Origin of the sequence: Martelella alba (assembly GCF_005217455.1) — a bacterium.
Classification (GTDB): Bacteria; Pseudomonadota; Gammaproteobacteria; order Enterobacterales; family Enterobacteriaceae; genus Acerihabitans.
The window spans coordinates 1-18,460 of sequence record NZ_SZPQ01000053.1 but is presented as its reverse complement, the minus strand read 5'-3'; the positions used below and the strand labels follow the sequence as shown (position 1 = coordinate 18,460).

Here is an 18,460-nt window from a genome sequence, read left to right as displayed (position 1 = left end):
TAAAAAGAATTATGTCTAATAGAACACTGTGTGGTATTTTTCTTGGTCAATACTGTATTGCGGCGATTACGTGGTTTTTTATGACCTGGTTCCCGATTTATCTAGTAAAACAACAAGGTCTTAATATTCTACAAGCGGGATTTATTGCTGCAATACCGGCGATATGCGGATGTATAGGTGGGGTATCTTCAGGATTTTTTTCAGATTGGTTATATAGGAAAACCGGTAATCTGACGGTAGCAAGAAAGTTGCCAATTACAGCTGGATTAATATTAAGTACTTTGATTATTGCTTGTAATTATACCCACTCTTCTGTTGTTGTTGTCGTGCTAATGAGCTGCGCCTTCTTCGGAAAAGGATTTGGATCCTTAGGTCATACAGTCATAGCAGATACGGCGCCAAAAGAAATTGTGGGGCTGACTGCGGGGATATTTGGTACCCTTGCCAATTGTTCAGGAATTATTACACCTTTGGTCATCGGCTATATACTTAATGCCACAAACTCCTTTGAGTATGCTCTTGTTTTTGTCGGTGTGCATGGAATTATTGCTGTACTGAGTTATTGGGTTATCGTTGGGAAGTTACAGCGTGTGAATATTCACGTCACGCACGCTATGAAATCCTCTTCACATCAAAGTTCTATTGAAGTTCAGAAATAATTTCATACTGGGAGAGAGGTTTATAATGTCGATAATCGATGATATTTTATCCAATGTAGTATTGCCTGATATCGTCAACATCACACAAAAGTTTTCAGTTGAAACAGTGAAGGATGTGGAAAAAGAGCTAAGGTTGCAACTTAACCAACCCGCCATCAAAAATAAACTGAAACCTGGCGCGCGTATCGCTATCGGGGTTGGAAGTCGTGGTATCGCAGCGCTGCCGTTGTTAGTCGCTGTTACCGTTGATGAAATCAAACGAAGTGGCGCGGTTCCTTTTGTCATTCCGGCGATGGGCAGCCACGGCGGCGCGACGGCTCAAGGCCAGCGAGATGTCTTAGCGGCGTTGGGTGTTACCGAAGACAGCGTGGGTTGTCAGATCATGTCGTCAATGGAGGTCGAAGAGCTTGGCCGGGTAAACGGTTTTCCAGTCCATATGGATAAAAATGCCATGGAAGCTGATGGAATCGTGGTGATCAATCGAGTAAAACCACATACCAGTTTCACCGGTACCTATGAAAGTGGTCTATTGAAAATGATTGTCATCGGGCTTGGAAAACAAAAAGGCGCGAATGCTGCCCATATGATGGGCTTTGGACAAATGGCTAATAATATTATTGATATAGGGAGATATAAGATTGAACATACGCCGATACTCTTTGGCGTCGCCACGGTGGAAAATGCTTATGATCATATTGCGAAGGTACTCGCCATTCCTGCCGAAGACATTTTTGCCAGGGAAAAAGAACTGCTACAGAAAGCAAAAGAGTCAATGCCAAGCATACCTTTCAATCCAATTGATGTATTGATTGTTGATACAATGGGCAAACACTTTTCTGGTAATGGCACGGATCCTAATATAACCGGGAAAGTGGGAACGCCTTTTATACACCCTGTACAAAAAACAAACAGAATGGCTATTTTAGATCTTCATGAAAAAAGCCATGGCAATGCGGCGGGTCTGGGGTTGGCCGAGTTCATCACTCGCCGCCTCTTTGACAAGATAGATTTCGCACAAGTTTATGCCAATCATTTAACCTCTACGACATTACCCGGTGCGAAAGTACCTATTATTTTAGACTCTGATATCTTGGCTATTAAAGCCTGCCTATTTACCAGCAATGTGGCGGATTTAAAGGGACTCAGGATCGTGAGGTTACGCAATACGCTAACACTCGACCGCATGCAGGCCTCTGTATCCTTGTTAGAAGAAATCCGTAGCAATCCTGCCTTGACAGTTATTGGCAAACCTTTCAGATGGGCCTTTGATAGCGCGGGAAATATTTCTGATCTGGATACATGGTAGCACCCCTAGAATAAACTACTGCCCAAACGGGCTGGAGATGCGTTTCATGCATATACATTTAGACATCATAGGCGGTATAGCTGGCGATATGTTCTGTGCTGCAATAATAGATGCCTTCCCTAACCTTAAAAACGGATTGCAGGCATATATTCAGCCAATCCTCGTCGACAGTGGTCTATCTGTAAATATTCAGCGGGGTAAAGGGTTGTTTGCATTGGGTCATCGCTTTATTGTTGAAAAACAAAAAGTAAAGATCAATGATAATTATCATATGCTTATTAAAAGTTCTCAAAATAGGAACAAGAATAAGGTGATATTTAGCCAGAACCTGAAAGAACACGGCCATTATTCATGGAAGAAAATAAAAAACAAATTGACTAGATTCTGTAACCATCAGGAAATATACCAGTGCGCATGCGAAATTTTCACAATACTCGTTGAAGCAGAAAGCGTTATTCATGGCATTCCCGTGGAGCAGGTACACTTGCATGAGGTAGGTGCCAATGATGCATTTATTGACATAGTCGCTGCCGCCTATTTGATTAATACTTGCCAAGCCACTTCTTGGTCGTTCTCTTCATTGCCTTGGGGAGGAGGAATGGTCGATTGCGCACACGGCAGGATACCGATACCCTCCCCTGCGGCATTGTCAATACTGACAGGATTCAGGTGGCATGATGACGGTATTACGGGTGAAAGAGTTACCCCAACCGGGGCCGCCATCCTCGCCTGGTTGGCGAGGCATGAACCTATTAAACCCATTGCGGGTCAATTGACGAATTCTGGTTATGGACTGGGCGAACGTCATCTCGGTAATATTCTTAATGCACTGAGAATTGCGGTGTATGAAAATGAGTCTACGCCGTGCTCCGATATACCGGTCAGTCATGATATAATATATATAATTCAATTTGATATTGACGATATGACGCAGGAACTGATGGCGATTTCCATCGGAAAGCTGAGAAAAACATCGGGTGTAATGGATATTTCCAGCCATATGGTCATGGGGAAAAAAGAAAGATGGATGAATCGGATTGAAATATTGATTCAACCTACAGCATTAGCCCATGTCGTTTCCGCAATATTTACAGAGACGTCGACACTGGGCATTCGATATTGGGAAACAGAAAGAACTCTACTGGCAAGGGAGTGTTTCTCTCATAGTTCAACCGAAGGTTTGTATCCTGTCAAGACCGCCTCGCGCCCCGATCAACATATCAGTTGTAAACTGGAAGCAGATGAACTTTGTAAGGATCGTTACTCAGGACATGAAGCACGCCTGCGGATAAAAACAAAGATTGAGCAGGAGGTCGTTAACGATTTGTCTACTCGTCGCATAGGTGATAAAAATGAAAGAGAATGATCTGGTTCAACGTCTCAGTGAAGACATATTCTCCTGGTTTACACACATACAAAACTGTATTATCGCCACCAGTGGTGGTATCGATAGTATGCTGCTGTCCTATATTGCTAATCAGGCTATCGGTCAATCCGCACTGATAGCGCATTCGTCTTCGCCAGCAGTTCCCTCTGCCGATCGGGACCGTGTGAATACCTATGCAGTAAAATATGGCTGGAACTTGACAATATTGAATACAGGGGAAATCGAAGAAGAAAATTATATAAAGAACCCTATTAACCGTTGTTATTTCTGCAAAAAGTGTCTATTTTCGTCTTTGAAAACCTTAGGCACGGGCCCCATTGTTACGGGTAGTAATATTGATGACCTAGGTGACTATCGGCCGGGATTAATCGCCGCTTCAGAATTCGCTGTCCGTCAACCTTACATTGAGCTGGGTATAGATAAGACCAGGATCCGCCTTATCGCAGCTTACTTGAATCTGACTGATTTGCAGAATATACCTTCCTCCCCCTGCCTGGCAAGCCGTATTGAAACAGGGATTACGATAAATTCTGATGATTTAAAACTAATTGATGATATAGAAGATTGGGTTAGGGGGTTCGTAAATACATCCAATGTCAGACTGAGGCTATACATTAATGATGTGGTACTGCAATTGGATAAGGCGTTTTTAGACACCTTGACCGTGGTCATGCGCAGGGCATTGATTTCTGGGATTGAAAAATTATTATCTCATTCGCTACATCATTGTAAAAAAATAAACATTGCCCCCTACTCTCGAGGAAGTGCTTTTGTCGGGGAAAAAATTTCAGTGGATTATAGATATGAACGGAAATCGTGAGTTTAATCTGGATGTTGACCGGCTTCAACGATGCGGTGTCGAAGAAGCCGTGTTATGTGAATATAAATCAGTTGAACAACTGATTGATATTTTATCGTTGTTCTATCAAAAGCAGAAAAGAGTATTACTCACTCGCCTCGACCAACATAAGTTCACAGGTATCCCGGAAAACTTGCGGACTCATCTTATCTATAATCCAGTATGTCATTGTGCAATTTTTGGCAAAATTCCGGAGATACCGGATTCAAAACCTGCCATAGCGATCGTTTCCGGTGGCACGTCAGATGCTAAAGTGTGTTATGAAGTACAGATGACGCTTCATTATCATGGCATTGCCTGCACGCTTTATCAAGACGTTGGAGTGGCAGGATTATGGCGATTACAGCAATGTCTCTCTGAACTGGCAGAATACAAAATCATCATCGCTGTAGCCGGCATGGAAGCCGCGCTACCAACGGTACTCGCCGGCTTGCTTGATACGCCAATTATTGCTGTACCAACCTCAATAGGTTATGGGGTTTCGGCCGGTGGTAAGGCGGCGTTGTCTTCCTGCTTATCCAGCTGTGCGGGGGGATTGTTGACAGTTAATATAGATAATGGTTTTGGTGCAGCATCAGCGGCGATTAAAATTTATCGTAAATTGAATATTTGATGATGGAATGTTCTTTATATGCCAGTTTTCCCTTTTTTGAGAGATTGTTTTGCTGCTAAGCAAGCAATAAGCCTATTCATTTTCACAGCACTGGGATCAGAAGTCGGCTGAAGCAGTAAGAGAACAAACGGCAGTGAACTGATAATGAAAATCTGTGACATGGGTCATGTTTATGCATAGAGTAATTGAAGTGACTCATTCTCTGCTTTTCATGATATGTCATCCCGTGAACGTGACCAAGTAGTTTATATTTTTCATAAAGGCTACATACACAATGTCATAGTAAATTTGCAAAAAAAAACCGATTTAATATAGGGTTTATTGGGCTGAAGCATGATGAAGTCTTTGGCTATTCTTATTTATAATGACGAAAAGTTTGATGTAACGGACCGCTGAGGTCAGTTTTACAGATTGAGGAATGTATTTATCGAGAAACAGTTAGAAAGGTATTCAGGTTTGTTAACCGCAACACTGCCCATTATTGGGCAATTTAAGCGTATGGATATAACCTGATTGGTGTTTTTTTGCGAAAATTTTTCTTATTTATAAGAGGATAAATGAATGTCTGATACCCAGAGCGGGCCCATCATTACGGAGATGCAAGTTATTCCGGTGGCCGGTCATGACAGTATGCTGCTGAATATCGGCGGCGCTCACAGCGCCTGGTTTACGCGTAATTTGGTGGTGCTGAAAGACAGCGCCGGACATACCGGTATCGGAGAGGCACCTGGCGGTGAAGTCATCCTTGAGACGCTAAAGCAGTCAATTCCTCACGTGGTCGGTAAAGAAGTGGCCCGCATGAATCATGTTGTGCAACAGGTACATTTGGGTAATCAGTCGTCTGATTTCGCCGCTTTCGGCGGCGGGGCCTGGACGTTCGAGTTGCGTGTTAATGCCGTGGCGGCCCTGGAAGCCGCACTATTGGACCTGTTGGGGCAATGCTTAGGCATACCCGTATGCGAACTCCTAGGCCCGGGCAAGCAACGCGATGCCGTTACCGTATTAGGCTACTTATTTTATATTGGTGATCGCCAACGTACTGATTTACCCTATCAGGCGGGTGAAAAAGCGAAACATGCCTGGTACCACCTGCGGCATCAATCCGCAATGGACAGTGCGGCGCTGGTTAATCTCGCAGAGGCCGCACAGGACCGTTATGGTTTTAAAGATTTCAAATTGAAAGGCGGGGTTTTTCCCGGTGAGAAGGAAATCGAGGCGGTGACGGCGCTGCACAACCGTTTCCCCGCGGCGCGGATCACTGTTGACCCCAATGGCGCCTGGTTATTAGAAGAGGCTATCCGTTTATGTAAAGGCATGAAAGACGTATTGACCTATGCCGAAGACCCTTGCGGCGCCGAACAGGGATTTTCCGGACGTGAGGTCATGGCAGAATTCCGGCGCGCCACGGGGTTGCCGGTGGCGACCAATATGATCGCCACCAACTGGCGCGAGATGAGCCATGCCATCATGCTTCATGCCATCGATATTCCTCTGGCCGACCCCCATTTCTGGACGCTCACCGGCGCGGTACGCGTCGCCCAGCTTTGCAATGACTGGGGGCTCACCTGGGGTTGCCATTCAAACAACCATTTCGATGTCTCACTCGCCATGTTTACCCATGTAGGGGCCGCGGCGCCCGGCAATCCCACCGCCATTGATACCCACTGGATCTGGCAGGAAGGCAATCAACGGCTGACCAAAGAGCCGCTGCAAATTGTCAACGGCAAAATCACTGTCCCGGAACGCCCGGGTCTGGGCATTGAATTGGACTGGCAACAGGTCGAAAAGGCTAACGCACTCTTCAAAACCCTGCCTGGCGGTGCGCGTAACGATGCCACCGCCATGCAATATCTGGTCCCTGGATGGCAGTTCGACCGCAAACGGCCTGCATTTGGCCGTGGTAAATAAACACTATGTTCAGACTGCTGACACACGGACTCGGGATCAATCAGAAGGGACAGGCCGCCAAAAGAGTAAACCGTCCGCGCCAAGGATGGTGCGGATCGCACCCCAGGGAGGGGGCACGGCGTGTTTACGTTCTGGCCGCCTGCCCCCGACCGGGCACGTTGTCAACACGCTCACGTGTTTGCCGGGAGGAGGGTGCCCTACAGCCCTTCCATGGCGAAACGCAAAAGATTGTCTCATGAATGCGAGGGTTGACTATGGATACTCCATTACTGCCAAACCGTTTTCGTCAGCGTCTGCTGCAAGGCGAGACCTTGATTGGCTGCTGGTGTGCGCTGGCGAATCCGATCACGACCGAAGTATTGGGCCTGGCGGGATTTGACTGGCTGGTATTGGACGGCGAACATGCGCCCAATGATGTCACGACGTTTATTCCGCAACTGATGGCGCTTAACGGCGGCCACAGCGCGCCGGTGGTCCGCCCGCCGACCAATGAGCCGGTCATCATCAAGCGCCTGCTGGATATCGGTTTTTACAATTTCCTGATCCCGTTCGTGGAAAGCCGGGAACAGGCGGAACGGGCGGTCTCCTCGACCCGGTATCCGCCGGCGGGCGTGCGCGGCGTGTCGGTGGCTCATCGCAACAACAATTACGGTACCGTGCCGGAATACTTCGCGCAGATTAATGACAACATCACGGTGCTGGTGCAAATCGAGAGCCAGGAAGGGGTGGACAATATCGATGCCATCGCGGCTGTGGACGGTGTGGATGGTATTTTCGTCGGCCCCGGCGATTTATCGGCGGCTCTGGGGTATTTGGGACAACCGAATCATCCGGACGTCCAGCGGGTTATCCGCCATATCTTTGAGCGCACCGCGGCCCAGGGTAAACCGAGCGGTATCCTGGCACCGGCGGAGGCTGATGCCCGCCGTTATCTGGAATGGGGCTCGCGTTTTGTTGCGGTAGGCAGCGATTTAGGCGTATTCCGTGCCGGTACCCAGGCATTGCGCGACAAATTTAAATAATAACCGACACAGGGCGAGGCGGTTGCGCCCGCCCTTATTTAATGAGTTAAGAGGTAACATTAATGAAAATCGGATTTATCGGCTTAGGCATCATGGGCAAGCCCATGAGTAAAAATCTGCTGAAAGCAGGCTATTCCCTGGTGGTGCTGGACAGGAATCAGGATGCGATGGCGGACGTGGCGGCGGCGGGCGCGACCCGGGCCGACACGCCGAAGGCCGTCGCTGAGCAATGCGACATCATCATTACCATGCTGCCCAATTCCCCCCATGTTAAGGACGTGGTGCTGGGTGACAACGGCGTCATTGAGGGTGCCCGGGCCGGTGCGGTCGTTATCGATATGAGCTCCATCGCGCCGCTGGCCAGCCGCGAAATCGCCGCCGCGCTGGCGGAAAAAAATATCGCGATGCTGGATGCGCCGGTCAGCGGCGGCGAACCCAAAGCCATTGACGGCACCTTGTCGGTCATGGTCGGCGGCGATAAAGCAATTTTCGATCGTCATTTTGACCTTTTAAAATCCATGGCCGGCTCGGTGGTCCATACGGGAGATATCGGCGCGGGAAATGTCACCAAACTGGCGAACCAGGTTATCGTTGCGCTGAATATTGCCGCCATGTCGGAAGCCATGGTGCTGGCCACCAAGGCCGGCGTGGATCCGGAACTGGTCTTTCAGGCCATCCGTGGCGGCCTGGCCGGCAGCACCGTGCTGGAGGCCAAGGCGCCGATGGTGCTTAATCGCAATTTCAAACCGGGTTTCCGTATCGATTTGCATATCAAGGATCTGGCCAATGCCCTGGATACATCCCATGGCGTAGGCGCCCAATTACCGCTGACCGCGGCGGTAATGGAAATGATGCAGGCGCTGAAACAGGATGGCCTCGGTACGGCGGATCACAGTGCGCTTGCCTGTTACTATGAAAAATTAGCCAAGGTTGCAGTTAAACGGCAGTAATCAGGGCGGACGCCTTCGGGCGTCCCTTCAGGCAGCTCAGCGGTATGTGGCCGGCTCCGTTCAACAGGCGTAGGTAGTCTATGAAAATAGTCATCGCACCGGATTCTTACAAAGAGAGCTTGTCTGCGCTGGACGTCGCAACGCAGATTGAAAAGGGATTTCGCGAGGTGTTCCCCGACGCGCAATATGTCAAGTTACCGGTGGCGGACGGCGGCGAGGGGACCGTGGACGCCATGGTGGCGGCCACCGGCGGAGAGATAGTCAAAATACGGGTTACCGGGCCGTTGGGCCGTCCGGTGGACGGTTTCTTTGGTTTATCCGGCGATAAAGAGAGCGCCTTCATTGAAATGGCCGCCGCCAGTGGATTGGAATTGGTGGCCGCCAGCGACCGCAACCCGTTGCTTACCACGTCTTACGGCACCGGCGAACTGATCCGCAGCGCGCTGGATCATGGGGTCAAGCGCTGCATCATCGGTATCGGCGGCAGCGCCACCAACGATGGCGGCGCCGGTATGGTCCAGGCCCTGGGCGGCAAACTGCTGGATGCCGGCGGCAAACCGATAGGGTTTGGCGGCGGTGAACTGAATAAACTGGCCCGGATCGATATCAGTGACCTGGATCCCCGTACCCGCGACTGTCGTTTCGAAGTGGCCTGCGACGTCACCAATCCGCTGACCGGCAAGAATGGCGCCACCGCGATCTTCGGGCCGCAAAAGGGCGCCACGCCGACTATGATAAAGCAACTGGATGCGGCGTTGCGACAGTATGCGGAGGTTATCAAACGCGATTTGGATATGGACGTCGCCGATATTCCCGGCGCCGGTGCCGCCGGCGGGATGGGCGCGGGATTACGCGCGTTCTGTGGCGCTGAATTGCGCAAAGGCATTGAGATCGTCACCGACGCGTTGGGCCTGGACGCCTTGGTGCAGGACGCCGATTTGGTCATCACCGGCGAGGGGCGTATCGACAGCCAGACCGTCCAGGGCAAGGTGCCCATTGGCGTGGCACGGGTGGCCAAACGCTATAACAAACCGGTGATAGGGATTGCCGGCAGCCTGACCGCCGATGTGGATGTGGTGCATCAGCACGGGCTGGACGCGGTATTCAGCGTGCTTTACCAGATTTGTACCTTGCAGCAGGCACTGGACGATGCAACGCAGAATATTTATAAGACAGCGCGGAATATCGCCGCCATAATGAAAATTTTTAAAAATTGCTGCTCATAAGCGGTGGCTTAAAGCCTGATGCTTTAATAACTAACCTTACTGGCCGGATAAGACAAGCAGGGACTGGGGCGATACGCAGGCGTGAAACAGGTATTCTCTCATGATTCCGACATGACAAGTCTTTCAGGCCAGGATATCATATTCAACGATATCTATACGACGCAGATTAACAGCGGTTTCCCCTAAGCAAAAGCGGGAAGATTAATAATGGGTATTTTTAGCAGAAGAAATTGATCATACCAAACACGGTTAACGGTTCATCGGCATGGCAACAACGAAAGCTTAGGGTACTTTTTTTAATGAACATACTGAGATTTTGAAGATTGACCAGCAATCCGAGTACATCATGAAATAACGTTCTCATCTCTATGTGAGGAGAACGTTTGAGCGAATTAATAAAAAACAAATGCTTCGTCAGTCAATAAACTGATTTACAGAGATACAGGGGGTACTTTTTCAACATGACCCAGCAATTCTGGTAATTTCATTTTATAAATTTTACGGCCGTATTACCCTATCTTTACCTCCGGGCCCCCGGTTAGACGCTAACCAACCTGATTGCGGACAAGGCATATACAATTCACGTTGATGCGTGATAAACATAGCGTCAGGCCCCCACAACCGTTCGTCTTCTGCGATAACCTGTAACATTCCATCAGGTGATAACATGGTAATGCGTGGACGTTCAAACTCCGCTAGATAAATATTGCCTTTACTATCGATGGCGGTACCCACTAATGTCGGCGTATCATAAACGAACTCAACCTGCTTTCCCAAATCTTCTTCAGAAAGCGTTTCATCTCTTAAGGATTTTGTGGGAACCTTATAAAGTGGACCGGTCAAGGGCTGGTAATAAAGCCATTTCCCATCCGAACTGATCTCAATAGCATCAGAATTCACCATGACTATGGAGCCGTCGTTCTTTGCAAGCATCTGTCCATGTTCACCGATAGGCGGACGATTGGCACTCGCTTTGGTGGAGGGGTGATTCGCCAATCTACGAAGCGCTTTTCCAGTCCTGAGATTAACAATGATAATTGCGCCAGCACCAGAGTCGGTAAAGTAAATATTTTCAGCGTCAAGGCGAAGATCGTTGATACTCCCGCTCTTGGTAATGCCTGCTCATTAAAAGTGATTTTTTTCATAAGGTTGCCAGTTTTGATATCGAACTGTAATACTTTTTGTGCATTGCGGTCCAGGTGGGTCGCACCCTGATCGACGACCCACAGGGTATCATCATCAAAAATATGAATCTTCTTTAGCAGGGGCAGTCAGCAACATTTATAACTGGTGTAATTCCTCCATAGCACTGTTCATGCCTAGGCTGTGTCCTTTAACTTAACAACCTCTTCAAAAATAACCGGATCACTCCCAGGTTAAGCATACTCAGATAATTTCTTGCTGTTTTTTCTGAGCGTGTTGCGATGCGGCGGTTTTCTTTTAATGCTGCAAAGCAGCGCTCCACGACATTGCGTTTTTTATACAACCCAGTATTGAGTTTTCTGTGTCCATCCTTACTGGCCTTCTCATTTTTCTTAAAAGGGATAAGCGACTTTATTCCCTTTATCTTCATATGCATACGAAGACTTTTGCTTGAGTATCCCTTATCCGCCAGTACGGCTTAGGGACGAGATTTCAGACACCCACTTTTACGAATAACGCCAACCCGGTTGAGCAAGTCTTTTGCATACTGACTTTCGTGGGCTTGCCCACCGCTCAGGCAGAAACTTAATGGCAATCCGGTGCCATCTGTCGCCAGATGGATCTTGGTGCCAAAGCCGCCGCGAGAGCGACCCAGCCCATGATCGTCGAGTTCATCGGGATGTTTTTTTTGCTCCCACAGCGGCTTTCAGGGCACGGATGTTACTGCCATCAAGCGCGATGACATCCCAGTCAACCAGCGCTTTTTCATCCAGAATCTGAAGTAGTCTATTGAAAAGACTGTTCATTATTCCGGTTTTGACCACCGATTAAAGCGGTTGTAAATTGTCTTCCAGTGACCATAGCGTTCGGGTAAATCTCTCCACGGCGCGCCAGAACAAAGAACCCAAAATATGCCCTTCATGACATGTCTGTGCGCAAGGTAAGGCCGACCACCTTTGGAAGAACCTCTCCCGGGTGGCGGCATGGGGGCAATCAGAAACCATGCATCATCAGGGAAATCGTAACGAGCCAAATTGAAGGACTTTTTGTGGTTAATCCATGCTTCGTATTGTACAAAAAATAGTTACGGGACACACCCTAAGAAACGCATCATTCTAATTGCCGGGGATAATCTGAGGAATTGATCCAGGCATGATCTTTTTCCCAGGTGAACTGCCACTTGCGAATCGGCCCTGCCATAACATTCAGATAATAGTTATCGTAACCGGCAAGGGTGGCTACAGGATGATAGCCCCGTGGCACCATCACCACATCGTGATTATAGGCAGCAACGCACTGATCAAGGGTGCGATCATCGGTATAGACCCGTTGCATGCAAAAGCCTTGGGCCGGATTGAATCGATGATAATAGGTTTCTTCCAGATAGGTTTCCCGCCCTTCTTGGGGCGTATCGTGTTTATGGCTGGGATAGGAACTGGTATCCCCTTCGTCGGTATAGACTTCCACCACCAATAGGCTGTCGGCCGGTTTGTCGTCCGGCAGGATATTATGCACCAGTCGTCGGTTGCGGCCCTTGCCGCGGTTTTCGACACTCACATCATCGGGGGTAATCAGGCGGGGAGGGAGATTACCGAAGCCCGGAGCGCTGCAAATCGCCAGTTCTAGTTCGGTTTCGGAGGTAATGTCCGCCGCTGTATGATGGGGTAGGTAGACGGACCATGGCGGCGTGCGTTCGAACGGATCCATGCGCTTGCCGATGCGACTAAACTCCATCGCGGTGGTTTTGATGGTTGCCACGCCAGCAACCAGTACGAGACATCTTTCCAGATTGTCGACGGGCAATGAAATCTTTTTGCCCGCGACAAGTTTCCAGACATCAAAACCGACATACTTCCATCCGGCTTTTACCGGAGTAATATGCTGAATATGGCCATCTGGCTGACTGGTGGCTTGCTTACTGAGAATACAATCTGACATTTTTCCCTCCTGATAGTCTTCAGCCCAGCGTCGGCATGCTAAATTCGGCGACGGTTTGTTGTCCGGAAGGCCAACGGCTGGTCACCGTCTTCATGCGGGTATAGAAACGTACGCCGTCCGGGCCATGTACATTGAGCGCGCCGAAAACAGAGCGTTTCCAGCCGCCAAAAGAGTGGAAGGCGACAGGTACGGGGACCGGAACGTTTACTCCCACCATACCCGCTTCGACGGCTAGGACGAATTCCCGGGCGTAATGGCCATTTGAGGTAAATATGGCGCTACCGTTGCCGAATTCATGACCGTTGACTATCTCAAGCGCGCTATCGAAATGACGTGCTCTGACGATGCCCAGCACTGGGCCGAAAATTTCCTCTTTATAAATGGACATGCCAGTGGTCACGTTATCAAACAAAGTACCGCCGACATAAAAGCCTTCGGGATGTCCGTCCACTTGATAGTTGCGGCCGTCTACGACTAATCTAGCCCCTTCTTCAACACCTTTGTCGATATAGTCCAGCACTTTTTTCTGGTGGGCATGGGAATAAACCGGGCCCATTTCATTTTCCAAGCCATCCCGCTTGTCACTACCGGAACCGATTCGCAACGCCTTGATAAGCGGTGTCAGCTTGGCGATAAGCTTGTCCGCTGTTTCATCGCCAACGGCCACTACCAGCGGCAGGGCCATGCAGCGTTCACCGGCGGAACCAAAAGCGCCCCCCATAATGGCATGAACTGTAGCATCCAGATCGGCATCAGGCATAACGATGGCATGATTTTTTGCCGCGCCGAACGCTTGCACACGCTTGCCGTTAGCGCTGGCGCTTTTATAGATAAGTTCGGCGACGCCCGATGATCCTACAAAGCTGACGGCCTTAATGCGCGGATCACTGGTGAGAATGCTTGCGACATCGTTATTGCAATGCACAACGTTGAAAACTCCGTCGGGTAAGCCGGCCTCTTTTAGCAACTGCGCCAGGCGAATGGATGCCGAGGGAACCGGGGCCGGTGGTTTCAATATAAAGGTGTTGCCACAGGCGATGGCGATGGGAAACATCCACATGGGTACCATGGCTGGAAAATTGAACGGTGTAATGCCGGCTACGACACCCAGGGGCTGCATAACGGAAAAACAATCAACGCCGGTGCCGACATTGGCGGAATACTCTCCTTTAATAAGATGGGGTATGCCGCAGGCAAACTCCACCACTTCGATGCCCCGAGTCAATTCCCCCAAGGCATCGGACAAGACTTTGCCATGCTCACGGGTAATCAGCGCCGCCAGTTCTTGGCGGTTTTTTTCGAGCAATACCTTAAAGTTGAATAATATCCTTGCTCGGCGCAGCGGTGGGGTCGCCGCCCAGGCCGGATAGGCGCTTTGGGCGCAAGCGATGGCTTCCAGCATTTCGTCACGGGTACTTTGGGTCACTTGATGAATCACTTCGCCAGTGGCCGGATTGGTGACCGGCAGGGATTCAGTACTTTGACTCAATACGATGGCACCATTAACGAAATTTCCGACTGTTTGCATTTGTATTACCTTTAGCTTGTTTTGGCTGATGGGCCCTTGGTCACGAACGAACAATGGGAATGATGTATGTTAGTCATTTTATAATATGAACTAAAAATTTCAATAAATTTTTATCGGAATAAGTTTTTTATGTGATCCTGTGCAAATAACACCCTTGGCTGGGGATGGTTCGGATAAGAACTATCTTGTTAACTTAGTATATGTCATTCAATTTGCTCTTTTTACTTAACCATTTTTCATTATCATAATAAATGGAATAAAAATTCCATTTTTACTGTCATGTTGATGGGCAAGCCATGATGTGAACAGGATAGAATCTCACCATGCGAAAGCCGGCGATAAGTTCTGGAACGGTTAGTAAACCATGCCAGTACGCTCGGTACGCGCGCAGCCCCCGGAAAGGGCGGGCTGCGAATGGGCTTTGTCAGGTTAGTTTTTGATGAAGCTAAGCGGCCGGCCTTCCCGCCAATACTCTATCAAGTTTAGGTAATTCTTTTTCACCTCATTAACTAATTGGGTGTCGGAATACTTTCCCCTCAGCCATTGGCGGGAGGGTTCGCCAAAAATGGTGCGACCTACGGCAAAGCCCTTCACCCAGGGGATATCAGCGGCGGCGGCAAAACCGCGTTTCAGTTCAGCTTCGGGCGCATCCAGGCCCAAAATAACGATACCCCGGCAATACGGATCATAAACATCAATCAAGTGGCTGATATTTTTCCAATTGCTTGACTGCAAGGGTGGCAGTTTCCACCAATCCGGCAGAATACCCTGCTGATAAAGCGTCTCGACGATTTGGGCATAATATTTTTCATCCTGATCAGGATTATCCTGCGGTAGTATGATTTCGAGCAGCAATTCATGTCCCGACTGGCAGCATGCCTCGTAGACTTCCCTGATCAATGCCTCCTGCTCTTCCTGCAGGGCCTTATTATCTTTAGGATGATAAAATATCAGGCACTTGACTACATGCTCCAGCGGCCAGTCGATTAATTGTGTGCCGATACTGCCATGTTCGAGACGTAGCGGTCGAGACCCAGGTAATTCGATGGGACGCCCAATCCACCATCCTTGGCCGGTGATGGCGTTCAATGTGTCCTGTCCGTAAGTGGTATCCGCCAGAATGCCACTTCTCCCCTGCAAGCCAGCCTGTTCGGCGGCTTCTTGCGCCGCTTTGAGCAACAGAAGCTTGAGACCCGGAATTTTATCCTCGCTAACGCCTACTTCCTGGCACATCTCGGATAGCTGTTTGCGGTGATCGAAGGCGAATACGCACAACTCGTCCCAGTGCTGCTTGCGGGTGGTGACCCTGTGGAGGTGATTGAGGCGGGTATCCTTATCCGGACGCAAAACCTTTTTTTCCCGCAAGATATAGTCATCCAGTTCTAGGCGAGTCGGCATGGCGGGCGCGCAGCCATGGCGGGAAACGACCAGCGCGCCGCAGGCATTGGCGTAACGGCAGGTCTGCTCCCACCCTTCATCGTTCAGATAGCCGCGCAGCAGGCCGGACATGAAGGCATCTCCCGCCCCCAGGACATTGAGCACCTCAACCCGCACGCCGCTGAACAGTTTCGTTTGATCCCAGCTAGCCGGTATGGTGTTTTCGAATACCGAGCAGCCCAGGGCGCCACGCTTACACACCAGCGTTGCCGATGTGTTGGTGCGCACCTGGCGCAAAGCAGCTAAAGTATCTGTGCTGCCACCGGCAATATGGAATTCCTCTTCTGTACCGACGATCAGGTCGAAATGATGCAAAACTTCCTGTAATTCGAGGGTTACTTTATCGGAGGCGATATAGCGGGTTTCCCCATCCCCCAGGGATGTCAGCCCCCATAAGACCGGTCGATAATCGATATCAAGTATCCGACGCAGCCCATGCTTTTTAGCATAGCCTAGGGCTCTAAGCACTGCTGCACGGGTATCGGGATGGGACAAATGCGTACCGGTTATCGCCAAAGCCCGCGAAGAGGCAATATAGATTTCATCGATATCGTCAGGCGTTAGCGCCATATCGGCACAATTATCACGGTAAAAGATCAACGGGAAGGTATCCCGATCTTTGATGCCGAGCAGAACAAGCGCCGTTAAACGCGTTTTATCGGTAATGAGATATTGTGTGTCCACACCGGCACGTTGTAGCTCTTCCCGAAGAAAGCGTCCCATATGTTCATCGCCCACCCGGGCAAGCATGCCAGAGCGTAGCCCTTGTTTGGCCGTGCCGTAGGCGACATTGCCCGATGACCCGCCAAGATATTTTGCAAACGACCCCATGTCTTCCAGACGCGCGCCGATTTGCTGCCCATAAAGGTCGACGGCGACCCGTCCGATGCAGATCACATCCAATCGCTTTTGTTCATCACCCATAACAACCCCTTAACAAGTCCAGAAAGATAAGATGCGTACAAGCCATTTTAAGAATCAAATATTTTATTTTCAATAAAAATGAAATTTAAATTTACTAGTGAATAATGTGACTCTGTTAGCATTTTTACCGGTAAATAGGATGGCTTTTTTGATAAAATTATTTAAAATCAATGAATTATCAATTTTCACCTTTCTATATATAGTTCCCATAGCCCTTCAGAAAAGACTAATCGTCTTTTTCATTTTTTGATCTTCTTCGCAAAATGAAGAATAAATTTTATTATCTATTGATATGAAAATTTTCTATTTCATACTTAGACCTATGTGACATCAGTCTACCTATGGGGCCGCCGCACCCAGTCGCAATCAGGCAATGACACTGATAAACAGGGTTATCACACAGGGGGGATAATGAACACCATTCGATTAACCATGGCACAAGCCTTAGTGCGTTTTCTTGATAATCAATACATTGAAGTGGACGGAGAACAAATAAAATTTGTGAAGGGCATTTTCGCCATTTTCGGCCATGGTAATGTGCTGGGCATGGGCCAGGCACTGGAAGAGGACTGCGGGCAGTTGTCCGTGTATCAGGGACGAAACGAACAAGGCATGGCGCATATCGCCACCGGCTTTGCCAAACAGATGCTGCGTCATCAGATTATCCCCTGTACGTCTTCCGTTGGACCGGGGGCCGCCAATATGTTGACCGCCGCGGCCACTGCCACCGCCAATCGTATCCCGCTTTTGCTGCTACCGGGGGATGTATACGCAACGCGCCAACCTGATCCGGTGCTGCAGCAAATCGAACAAAGTCATGATTTGAGTATCAGCACCAATGACGCCTTCCGTGCGGTAAGCAAATACTGGGACCGTATCTGTCGTCCGGAACAATTGATGAGCGCCTGCATCAGCGCGATGCGTACCCTCACCGACCCGGCGGAAACCGGCGCCGTAACGCTTTGCCTGCCGCAGGATGTTCAGGGGGAAGCCTGGGATTATCCCGACTATTTCTTTACTAAACGTGTTTATCGTATAGAGAGGACCCGACCGACATTATCGATGCTCGAAGATGCGCGGCGGTTACTGAAAGCGAAGAAGAAACCCCTTATCATCTGCGGCGGCGGGGTAAAGTATTCCCAGGCTGGGGCCGAACTTGCGGCGTTCGCCGAGGCATTGCAGATCCCGTTTGCTGAAACGCAGGCCGGTAAAGGTACTCTCAGCTCGGCGCATCCCCTCAATGTTGGCGGAATTGGCGAAACGGGCTCCCTTGCCGCTAATCTGCTTGCCGCCGAGGCCGATCTGATCATTGGCATCGGGACGCGATATACGGATTTCACCACCTCATCCAAATGGATTTTCAAAAATCCGGATGCGGCGTTTCTGAATATCAATATCTGCCGTTTCGATGCCCTCAAATTGGATGGCGTGCAATTGGTTGGTGATGCCAAAGCGTCGCTGCGCGACATTCAAGATCATACCAGATGAACCGCCCCGGGAATCCTGGAGACTAAACTCTTTGAGAGAGAGGTAACAGGATGACTAAAAATACTCGCTTTT

At 49.4% G+C, this 18,460-nt stretch carries 14 protein-coding genes and 2 pseudogenes; 10 read left to right on the top strand and 6 right to left on the bottom strand.

Features of this window, described 5'->3' with window-relative positions; translation table 11 throughout:
* Nucleotides 1-11 precede the first annotated feature (11 nt).
* From FCN80_RS27295 to FCN80_RS22930, 9 genes are all read left to right on the top strand, one after another.
* Complete coding sequence (locus FCN80_RS27295) at nt 12-659, top strand: MFS transporter (RefSeq protein ID WP_306767921.1); 648 nt, start codon at nt 12-14, stop codon at nt 657-659.
* 25 nt (nt 660-684) lie between these two features.
* A complete protein-coding gene (locus FCN80_RS22965; RefSeq protein ID WP_136992672.1) occupies nt 685-1,965 on the top strand; it encodes a nickel pincer cofactor-dependent isomerase, group 22 in 1,281 nt (426 codons plus the stop codon).
* 46 nt (nt 1,966-2,011) lie between these two features.
* Nucleotides 2,012-3,331: a nickel pincer cofactor biosynthesis protein LarC gene (gene larC / locus FCN80_RS22960; protein ID WP_170975499.1), complete on the top strand. Its 1,320-nt coding sequence runs from the start codon at nt 2,012-2,014 to the stop codon at nt 3,329-3,331.
* Complete coding sequence (gene larE / locus FCN80_RS22955) at nt 3,318-4,172, top strand: ATP-dependent sacrificial sulfur transferase LarE (protein ID WP_136992670.1); 855 nt, start codon at nt 3,318-3,320, stop codon at nt 4,170-4,172. Before larC ends, larE begins: the two co-directional genes overlap by 14 nt.
* Entirely contained in the window at nt 4,156-4,824 is a 669-nt protein-coding gene (gene larB / locus FCN80_RS22950) for a nickel pincer cofactor biosynthesis protein LarB (protein WP_136992669.1), read from the top strand. Before larE ends, larB begins: the two co-directional genes overlap by 17 nt.
* Before the next feature lie 561 nt (nt 4,825-5,385).
* Nucleotides 5,386-6,732 carry an enolase C-terminal domain-like protein gene (locus tag FCN80_RS22945; RefSeq protein ID WP_136992668.1) on the top strand — a complete coding sequence of 449 codons (1,347 nt, stop codon included), beginning with the start codon at nt 5,386-5,388 and terminating at the stop codon, nt 6,730-6,732.
* Between the two features lie 254 nt (nt 6,733-6,986).
* Nucleotides 6,987-7,754 (top strand): 2-dehydro-3-deoxyglucarate aldolase, encoded by a 768-nt coding sequence (garL, locus tag FCN80_RS22940; protein ID WP_136992667.1) that lies wholly within the window; start codon nt 6,987-6,989, stop codon nt 7,752-7,754.
* Nucleotides 7,755-7,816: 62 nt separating this feature from the next.
* Complete coding sequence (gene garR, locus FCN80_RS22935) at nt 7,817-8,704, top strand: 2-hydroxy-3-oxopropionate reductase (protein ID WP_136992666.1); 888 nt, start codon at nt 7,817-7,819, stop codon at nt 8,702-8,704.
* Nucleotides 8,705-8,784: 80 nt separating this feature from the next.
* Nucleotides 8,785-9,930 (top strand): glycerate kinase, encoded by a 1,146-nt coding sequence (locus FCN80_RS22930; protein ID WP_136992665.1) that lies wholly within the window; start codon nt 8,785-8,787, stop codon nt 9,928-9,930.
* 498 nt (nt 9,931-10,428) lie between these two features.
* On the opposite strand, the gene FCN80_RS22925 is transcribed toward FCN80_RS22930, so the two are convergent.
* The 6 genes and pseudogenes from FCN80_RS22925 to FCN80_RS22900 form a co-directional block, all read right to left on the bottom strand.
* A complete protein-coding gene (locus tag FCN80_RS22925; protein ID WP_306767923.1) occupies nt 10,429-10,962 on the bottom strand; it encodes an L-dopachrome tautomerase-related protein in 534 nt (177 codons plus the stop codon).
* A gap of 68 nt (nt 10,963-11,030) precedes the next feature.
* Nucleotides 11,031-11,177 (bottom strand): annotated as a pseudogene (locus tag FCN80_RS27290) (L-dopachrome tautomerase-related protein); the annotation flags it as partial.
* Nucleotides 11,178-11,263: 86 nt separating this feature from the next.
* A pseudogene (locus FCN80_RS22915) lies at nt 11,264-12,106 on the bottom strand (IS5 family transposase).
* Between the two features lie 77 nt (nt 12,107-12,183).
* Nucleotides 12,184-13,011 carry a 5-deoxy-glucuronate isomerase gene (iolB, locus tag FCN80_RS22910; protein WP_136992663.1) on the bottom strand — a complete coding sequence of 276 codons (828 nt, stop codon included), beginning with the start codon at nt 13,009-13,011 and terminating at the stop codon, nt 12,184-12,186.
* A gap of 19 nt (nt 13,012-13,030) precedes the next feature.
* Nucleotides 13,031-14,539 carry a CoA-acylating methylmalonate-semialdehyde dehydrogenase gene (locus FCN80_RS22905; protein WP_136992662.1) on the bottom strand — a complete coding sequence of 503 codons (1,509 nt, stop codon included), beginning with the start codon at nt 14,537-14,539 and terminating at the stop codon, nt 13,031-13,033.
* A 429-nt stretch (nt 14,540-14,968) separates the two neighbouring features.
* A complete protein-coding gene (locus tag FCN80_RS22900; protein WP_136992661.1) occupies nt 14,969-16,900 on the bottom strand; it encodes a bifunctional 5-dehydro-2-deoxygluconokinase/5-dehydro-2-deoxyphosphogluconate aldolase in 1,932 nt (643 codons plus the stop codon).
* 411 nt (nt 16,901-17,311) lie between these two features.
* Here FCN80_RS22900 and FCN80_RS22895 point away from each other — a divergent pair, with 411 nt between their 5' ends.
* Nucleotides 17,312-18,388, top strand: coding sequence for a thiamine pyrophosphate-binding protein (locus tag FCN80_RS22895; RefSeq protein WP_230492877.1), 1,077 nt, complete (start codon nt 17,312-17,314; stop codon nt 18,386-18,388).
* Nucleotides 18,389-18,460 lie beyond the last annotated feature (72 nt).

Bases quoted from the DNA above. Each gene is read 5' to 3' on its own strand.
- FCN80_RS27295 (WP_306767921.1), top strand. From the start codon at position 12: ATGTCTAATAGAACACTGTGTGGTATTTTTCTTGGTCAATACTGTATT.
- FCN80_RS22965 (WP_136992672.1), top strand. From the start codon at position 685: ATGTCGATAATCGATGATATTTTATCCAATGTAGTATTGCCTGATATC.
- larC (WP_170975499.1), top strand. From the start codon at position 2,012: ATGCATATACATTTAGACATCATAGGCGGTATAGCTGGCGATATGTTC.
- larE (WP_136992670.1), top strand. From the start codon at position 3,318: ATGAAAGAGAATGATCTGGTTCAACGTCTCAGTGAAGACATATTCTCC.
- larB (WP_136992669.1), top strand. From the start codon at position 4,156: ATGAACGGAAATCGTGAGTTTAATCTGGATGTTGACCGGCTTCAACGA.
- FCN80_RS22945 (WP_136992668.1), top strand. From the start codon at position 5,386: ATGTCTGATACCCAGAGCGGGCCCATCATTACGGAGATGCAAGTTATT.
- garL (WP_136992667.1), top strand. From the start codon at position 6,987: ATGGATACTCCATTACTGCCAAACCGTTTTCGTCAGCGTCTGCTGCAA.
- garR (WP_136992666.1), top strand. From the start codon at position 7,817: ATGAAAATCGGATTTATCGGCTTAGGCATCATGGGCAAGCCCATGAGT.
- FCN80_RS22930 (WP_136992665.1), top strand. From the start codon at position 8,785: ATGAAAATAGTCATCGCACCGGATTCTTACAAAGAGAGCTTGTCTGCG.
- iolB (WP_136992663.1), bottom strand. From the start codon at position 13,011: ATGTCAGATTGTATTCTCAGTAAGCAAGCCACCAGTCAGCCAGATGGC.
- FCN80_RS22905 (WP_136992662.1), bottom strand. From the start codon at position 14,539: ATGCAAACAGTCGGAAATTTCGTTAATGGTGCCATCGTATTGAGTCAA.
- FCN80_RS22900 (WP_136992661.1), bottom strand. From the start codon at position 16,900: ATGGGTGATGAACAAAAGCGATTGGATGTGATCTGCATCGGACGGGTC.
- FCN80_RS22895 (WP_230492877.1), top strand. From the start codon at position 17,312: ATGAACACCATTCGATTAACCATGGCACAAGCCTTAGTGCGTTTTCTT.